We start from the raw sequence: 6,796 nt of genomic DNA on the forward strand, positions 1-6,796 counted from the left end.
TTACCAACACGTCCCGTAGGGAGCCAATATATTCTCCACATGAACGGTATAACGCACAATGTGCACAATGCGCCCTACGAGCATTTCAAAGCCTTTTGCCCACACATGTCAAGATTACGTTTCCAGTGCCGTTTACTGAAATAATATCTACCTCATAAAATACCACCCTGCTCCTGAGAGTTAAATAGGATTCCTGAATATCCAGTCATCCTCTCACACCATTGGCTAGCACGTTACAACCCCAGCCATCCCCAACCCTGCTAGGCATAAGATGATAGGGTGTTCCTGTTTTACCCTGCTTCAACACCTTCGCTAATTTTAATTTAATCCAAAAATGACAATCTTACACCTATATAAATCAATCGCTTATAGGATGTAAAATTCATAAAAATGAGTGTATTTTTATTTTGGCGAAGGTATTGGAATAACCAGGTTCTATATGGCTTTCAGGAAAGTAATAGCTTAAAGAATACAACCAACAATACTCTCAAGATGTTCTTTAGTAGACCCAAAAACATGGTTTCTAGCTTTTTTCGCCATATAGATATTGATTTCCTTAATGCGTTTTCGGTCATTCAATAAATGGAAGTTTTTTTTATTCCCTTTACCGTAAAGAACTAGAAGCATGTTTGATGCTAATGGAAAATATATTTCTGTGGCTTCCTCCCTAATATCTTCAAGCGCGGATGGATTAAATCGTACCACTGGTGTGTCAGTAGTTATAAATTTAGTACTTTTTGTAAAATAAATTACTTGATTTTTTGCAGCTAATATAGGTGCAACATCGCATTCTTGATTCGACCCTAAACGTCCGATCACGCTTAATGCCTCTTTGTCTGCTATCACACCTTCTACTCCCTTGAATATTTCTTTAGTTTTCTTAAGAACTGTCTCTACAAGTTCTGGGTTCCGTCTAAGCTGCCAAATCATGAATTCTATAATTTTTTCAAGAATCACATCATCTACTTCAACTGATTCAGATTTGTTTTGTTTGAAAGAACCTGCAATAACGTCAAGCTTGCACAAACAGTTTTTTGTATCTTCTTCAACTTTCTGTAAAGAATCATCTAGATCATGAACATACTTGTTATTATCGTCTTTATAAGAAAAAAGATACGACGCAAAACATAGGTTCTTTATTGCTTTCTTCTTTATTTTTTTGTTTTTTTTATCATAGAAAAATATATCCGTATCCCGCATCTCTTTATTCGAATTACTTCCTTTCTTCCTGCCTTCCCTTTCAATTGTAAAGCGATGAAGATAAAACACAGAAATGTAATGTTGCTTCTTTCTTTCTGGCATTTTTTTGTTTTTCTATACTGGATGCGGGGAGTCGCTATTTTTTGCGAAATCTTGTTTTGGGCATCCCAGCCCAAGTAAGCTTCAATTAAACCACACATTATAAACCCCTTTAAAAAAGGGCAAGATAATACCTCCAATTAACTCCAGAGGTATTTATGAGATGGTAAGGGGTGGATAACATCTTTTCGTTATCCATGCTTTATCAATACGCCCCGTAGGGAGCCAATATATCCTCCACATGAACGGTATATCGCAGAATTTGCAAAATGCGCCCTGTGGCAATATCATCGTCTGAATGACATCCTTTTTTATCCATGAAATAAACTTAAATGATAGATAAAGAAAAAATCCATAAAGGGTATCCAACACATAAACATCAAGCAGACTTTTGGGAGCATTTAGGTCGAACAGTAGCCACTTTTGGCTATCTTGAAGCTACTCTTGTAAAAGGAATTTATGTATTTGAAGTAATGACGAAACGTGACAAAAAAGTTAACAATGAGAAAGACTTAAAAGATTTTGAGGACTGGTATAATAAGCTTAATAGCCGTCTACTTAACAATATGTCACTACCATTTGGTGGGCTTGTTAAAAAACATCATAATTTAGCAAATAATAATTCATTAATTAATAAAGATGATGTCATCAAAGAAGGATTAGATGGTTTAGATGAGATCGTGAAATATAGGAATCTGTTATGCCATGCAGCTTGGGGGTTACCTAACAAAGAAGGAAAGTCACTTGCTATTTATGTCAACAATGATGAAGAAAAATCTTACTTAGAAACACCAATTGGTACTGAATTCTTACAGAAAAGTCAAAAACATACTGCAGAACTTATATGCTTAGTAATGGAGATTAGTACAATACTGGATCCTGAGGGTCGATGCCTACCATCAAAACCTTCGCCAATTTTAATTTAAGCCAAAAATAACAATCTTACACCTATATAAATCAATTTGTTGGTAATGGTTCCGCCTAAAGTCGCAATTTCTCAATTGGGTGGAACAATAAAAGGTAAGTCAGCGATTCAGATATTTAAGCAGTTTCCTTACTTGAAAAAGAAACCTTATTGGGGAAATAATTTTTGGGCTAAAGGGTATTGTGTTGATACGGTAGGAGTTGATGCAGAAATGATACGCAAATATGTAAAGTTTCAAGAGAAAATAGAAAAGGACTTAGAGTCCTAAACTGAAGTTTCCCAATAATTATTTATGGTAAAATTGAAACTATGCTACAACTATATGAAAAAATAGTCTTTTCATTCGTTTCAAATGCTATTGCCTAAGGGGAATTAAGTAGGGGTTTGCTATAAACATGGCAAAACCACCTAAAATAAACCTCGATACACCAGCATTGTGTATTTCAGCTACTCAATAATTGGGAAACTTCAGTAATTATAATTAAGGCGTTTTCTTCTTCTTCAATGCGTTAGGAGCCTAAATTTCCAATAATACTTGCGACAGAACCATTTGATTGACGCTTACCTTTATACACTGAACAAATTGGATAACACATGAAATACTTACTATCGATTGCAAAAGCATTTATTTTATCTGTTGCAATCGCTTTTGCTTTTGCCTTCTTTCTTCACGCGTTTACTTCGATGACAAGAAGTGACCTTCAGGTACCCATGGTAATAGCAGGCATCATCTCTTTTACTATTAGCTTTTTAGGCATTGAAACAATTCCAGCCGCAATCGGTCTATCGATTGTAAAAGCATTTATTTTATCTGTTGCAATCGTTGTTGCTTTTGCCTTCTTTCTTCTCGCGTTTACTAGGGTGAGTAGATATGACATGAGTTTGTTAATGGGAATAGTAGGCATCATCTCTTTTACTATTAGCTTTTTAAGCATTGAAATAATTTCAGCCGCAATAGGTGCAGTGAGAGATATCAAAGAAAAAATCGAGTCAAACTTAGAAGACAAGTATAAAAAATTTTATGTACTGGTCGAAGACGAATATGACAATGGAGAAGAAATTGATAAAGAGTTGTGGTCTCAAGCTTTTGTAAACGCTAAGGGTTATGAAAAACTAAGAAAAGTCGAGTACATGAAGTTAAGGGCGAAAGAATTAGAAGACAAGTATAAAAAATAAGCACTGCAGGCACGCCATGCTACCTCACGAAATTTTGAGACTTATGTCTCACATTCGCTGAAAACCCTGGAAACGGAGCTTTAGCGAAGTGAATATTTTTAGTCCGCGATAGCCGTAGGGCCGTTGTTTTGTCTGAGTCTGAGCGGTAGCGAGGGTGGAGACAAAAAAAGGTATTCCGAAACGCGGTCCAGTCATTTGAGGGAGTGCTACGTAGCCAGCACCGAGTTTACGATGGTGTGGCGACGTGGCACGTACGCAGGACGTCTGGGCAGCCGAAGGCATTAGCGGGTCGCGTTAAGTTTTTGCCGCTTGCTTGGTCTGGGATGCCCAAAACAAGCTTTCGCAAAAATAGCGATTCCCCCGCTTAAAATCATCACTTCGCTAAGCTCCGTTTCCCTGATTTTAAATGTCGGAGGGGATGGTTTGTCTCCTGCAGGACAGTTTTATTCATTAGCTGCATAAAGGTCGGTTATGACCAATCTTTACCGTCATAATAAGTTCTTGCGACAGAACCAATATTATTCATTACTTTTTAGTGATCGAAACAATCCATTTCCATTTGTGCGCCATGAAGAGCGATCGCTTGTCCCTGGTTTTGTTATTCTTTTGATAAAGCGATGATCCTGTTCGATGATGTTATTCAAATATTTAACCTGTAATATGTCGATCATGGTGGTAAACCCAGCTAGGATTAACAAGAGGTTAATACTAAAGTTTCGGACTTCAAAGAATCAATAAACAATCTATTAACTTATTGATATAAAAATAAAAAATACCTCCTAAATGGTATAATATTGCTTGTACTAAAAGCCAATATCTACCAAAGGAGGCCATATATGAATACTGCCACAAAAATCTCTGGACTGCCAGCACTAACCGCAGATCTACTTCAGCAAGACGGTTGTCTAGTCGATAATCTATTTGCCGACTTATGGAAGCAAATGGGACGGAAGTCTAACGCCCCTACTCCTATTAGGTTTCCAACAAGATCACAATACTCTTGAATATTCCCAATAAAATTATCGGGATCTTTCTTTGATGTTTTGCCAAGTGCAAGACCCTTTTTAGGTTCTGTCGCATAAATCCCCCTTCCCGACGTTATCTGCTATCCTAATTCTCAATTTCAATAAAAGGTGGATCATATGCTCAGCTTCAAAGGCACTCACTTCCCAAAAGATGTCATTCTTTATGCTGTTTTCTTTTATGTCAGGTATGGCGTTTCGTATCGCGACCTTGAAGAAATTATGGAAGAAAGAGGTGTTGAAGTGGATCATGCTACGCTCAATCGTTGGGTTATCCGTTATTCTCCTGCCATTGCTGTAAAAGCTAAATCTCAGAAACGAGAAACCAATAAATCGTGGCGCATGGATGAAACGTATATCAAAGTGAAGGGGCAGTGGACCTATTTATACCGAGCTGTTGATAGTCACACGCTTAAAATCAGGGAAACGGAGCCTAAGCGGAGTGATGATTTTTAGTCCCTGGTAGGCGACAGGGCACGAGGGAGGCAAAGAATTACATTCCGAATAGGCCGCGCGGTCCAGGGCATCTCCCATTCGCTGCATAGGCGATGAATTATGGCGACAGGAGTCCTGGAATTTCGTGAGGTAGCATGGCGCGGCTATCACCTTTTACTTAACCATACAATCTATAAACGTTCATTTATAGTTTGTATAAGTAACTAAGAAGGTGACATACCTCCATGCTACTTCACGAAATTCCAGGACTCCTGCCGCCGTAATCCGTTCACCTACGCAGCGAATAGGCGATGCTCCAGCCGCCCTAGCGCGCTATCGCGCACTTCGGATTCGCAAAAATCCCTACGCCTTCTCGTGATATAGGAGAGGTTCATGTTGTCTCTACCTCTGATAAAAATCCGTATTCAGAGTCGGAAACGGTTACGAAGTCCTAAGCCGATTAAAAACACAAGCAGAAACGACAGCACGCCTTGAATAAGGCTTAATGAATAGATCACGTTCGGTATTTGTTGTGGTTCGCATGGAAACAACTTATCAAGAATACCAATTGTGATGCTACGTCCGGCAGGGACGAATGAAAATACCTGAGATACAGAATACAAGAGCCCATAACAGAAAGGAAAATAATCTAAGCTAGACTCATAAGCATAAATCCACGCACAGACAATAGTTAGTCCAATAAGCCAGAGCACGGGACGTATAATACTCTGGCCATAGAGACATACTATATCGAAAAGTGTGTCCAGCCACCTATGAAGTGTTTTACCCTTAATAAGCTTAGTATTATAGCGTTTGGCTCGCATTTCTATAACATGAAAATCCAGTGCCTGTTGGTAGCTTTTATTAGCCTCTGCAAGTTCTTTTAGCCGGCATAAACGTTCTCCATCACTTTCATCAAAATCACCCTTCAGAGGATACTTATCCGATATTTCCATCCTATCTAGAGACACTTGATTGGTTAACTTGGTATTGGTTAAATCCGGTATGCAGCTAAATGTATTGTCTGAAATATCCAAAGATTTATCAAAACTGCTATGACGTAAAGAGAATTTTGACAATGTCTTTGTTTCAGTCATTGACTGAAACGAGACATACCCTTTAAATTCACAGTACTCAAAACTAACTTTATCCGCATAAAACTGGGCGTTTTTGAAAGAAACGCCTCCCTCCCCGAATATAGATTTCTTGAAGCTCAATCTACATTTACCCTCATCCTTGCCGAATGTAGCTTTACCGAAAGACACGGATCTATCACCAAAATTGACGTTTTCGAAATCCACGTCCCTTCCGCCAAAATTAGCTCCAGAGAAATCCACGCCCCCTGCGCCAAAATTAGCCCCAGAGAAACTTACGCCCCCTGCGCCAAAATTAGCCCCAGAGAAACTTACGCCCCCTGCGCCAAAATTAGCCCCAGAGAAACTTACGCCTTTATCTCCGAAACTAGTTCCAGCGAAAAGCACCTCTCCATCCCCGAAATCGACGTTACTGAAATATACCGCTTTATCGCCAAAATCATCATCTTTACTATCATCATCTTTACTGAATCTAGCAAGAGTGAAATCGATACCACCACTCGGAAACGTATATCCATCAAAATCAAAAAATCTAAGATAGTTTGAAAAATTCACCTCATAAAAATCCACCTTCTCTGAGTGACTCTTAACATATTCGTTCCATGTTTTTTTACCTTTTAAGAAATGTATTAAGGCTTCTTTATCCTTGTCAGGTATATTCTCATCGTTGATCGTCATATTTTTGTTTTTCACGTTCGCATACAAGTAAGTTTAGCCCCTGTAACGGCCACAGGCCGCATTTTTCAAATTTTGCGATATACCGTTCATGTGGGGAATATATTGGCTCCCTACGGAGCGTATTGATAAAGCATGGATAACGAAAAGATGTTATCCACCCCTTACCA

6 protein-coding genes and 3 pseudogenes are annotated in these 6,796 nt (G+C 38.6%); 6 read left to right on the top strand and 3 right to left on the bottom strand.

Going from position 1 to position 6,796, the window contains the following annotated elements:
- Nucleotides 1-462: 462 nt before the first annotated feature.
- A complete protein-coding gene (locus tag CDZ78_RS17000; protein WP_087871057.1) occupies nt 463-1,302 on the bottom strand; it encodes a DUF4238 domain-containing protein in 840 nt (279 codons plus the stop codon).
- Between the two features lie 329 nt (nt 1,303-1,631).
- On the opposite strand from CDZ78_RS17000, the gene CDZ78_RS17005 reads away from it, so the two are divergent.
- From CDZ78_RS17005 to CDZ78_RS22290, 4 genes and pseudogenes are all read left to right on the top strand, one after another.
- Nucleotides 1,632-2,225 (top strand): hypothetical protein, encoded by a 594-nt coding sequence (locus CDZ78_RS17005; protein WP_087871058.1) that lies wholly within the window; start codon nt 1,632-1,634, stop codon nt 2,223-2,225.
- Nucleotides 2,226-2,255: 30 nt separating this feature from the next.
- A pseudogene (gene tnpA / locus CDZ78_RS17010) lies at nt 2,256-2,492 on the top strand (IS200/IS605 family transposase); the annotation flags it as partial.
- A 326-nt stretch (nt 2,493-2,818) separates the two neighbouring features.
- Entirely contained in the window at nt 2,819-3,400 is a 582-nt protein-coding gene (locus CDZ78_RS17015) for a hypothetical protein (RefSeq protein ID WP_087871059.1), read from the top strand.
- A 203-nt stretch (nt 3,401-3,603) separates the two neighbouring features.
- Nucleotides 3,604-3,768, top strand: coding sequence for a hypothetical protein (locus CDZ78_RS22290; RefSeq protein ID WP_167374374.1), 165 nt, complete (start codon nt 3,604-3,606; stop codon nt 3,766-3,768).
- 222 nt (nt 3,769-3,990) lie between these two features.
- Here CDZ78_RS22290 and CDZ78_RS23295 read toward each other — a convergent pair.
- Nucleotides 3,991-4,110, bottom strand: a pseudogene (locus CDZ78_RS23295) (IS6 family transposase); the annotation flags it as partial.
- Nucleotides 4,111-4,236: 126 nt separating this feature from the next.
- On the opposite strand from CDZ78_RS23295, the gene CDZ78_RS22295 reads away from it, so the two are divergent.
- Complete coding sequence (locus CDZ78_RS22295; protein ID WP_167374245.1) at nt 4,237-4,404, top strand: hypothetical protein; 168 nt, start codon at nt 4,237-4,239, stop codon at nt 4,402-4,404.
- A 138-nt stretch (nt 4,405-4,542) separates the two neighbouring features.
- A pseudogene (locus CDZ78_RS17025) lies at nt 4,543-4,827 on the top strand (IS6 family transposase); the annotation flags it as partial.
- Between the two features lie 455 nt (nt 4,828-5,282).
- On the opposite strand, the gene CDZ78_RS17030 reads toward CDZ78_RS17025, so the two are convergent.
- Nucleotides 5,283-6,629, bottom strand: a complete 1,347-nt coding sequence (locus tag CDZ78_RS17030; RefSeq protein ID WP_167374375.1) for a pentapeptide repeat-containing protein — start codon at nt 6,627-6,629, stop codon at nt 5,283-5,285.
- Nucleotides 6,630-6,796 lie beyond the last annotated feature (167 nt).

Origin of the sequence: Bathymodiolus platifrons methanotrophic gill symbiont, from assembly GCF_002189065.1 — a bacterium.
Lineage (GTDB): Bacteria > Pseudomonadota > Gammaproteobacteria > Methylococcales > Methylomonadaceae > Methyloprofundus.

Coding starts and splice junctions, on each gene's coding strand:
- CDZ78_RS17000 (WP_087871057.1), bottom strand. CDS start 1,302: ATGCCAGAAAGAAAGAAGCAACATTACATTTCTGTGTTTTATCTTCAT.
- CDZ78_RS17005 (WP_087871058.1), top strand. CDS start 1,632: ATGATAGATAAAGAAAAAATCCATAAAGGGTATCCAACACATAAACAT.
- CDZ78_RS17015 (WP_087871059.1), top strand. CDS start 2,819: ATGAAATACTTACTATCGATTGCAAAAGCATTTATTTTATCTGTTGCA.
- CDZ78_RS22295 (WP_167374245.1), top strand. CDS start 4,237: ATGAATACTGCCACAAAAATCTCTGGACTGCCAGCACTAACCGCAGAT.
- CDZ78_RS17030 (WP_167374375.1), bottom strand. CDS start 6,629: ATGACGATCAACGATGAGAATATACCTGACAAGGATAAAGAAGCCTTA.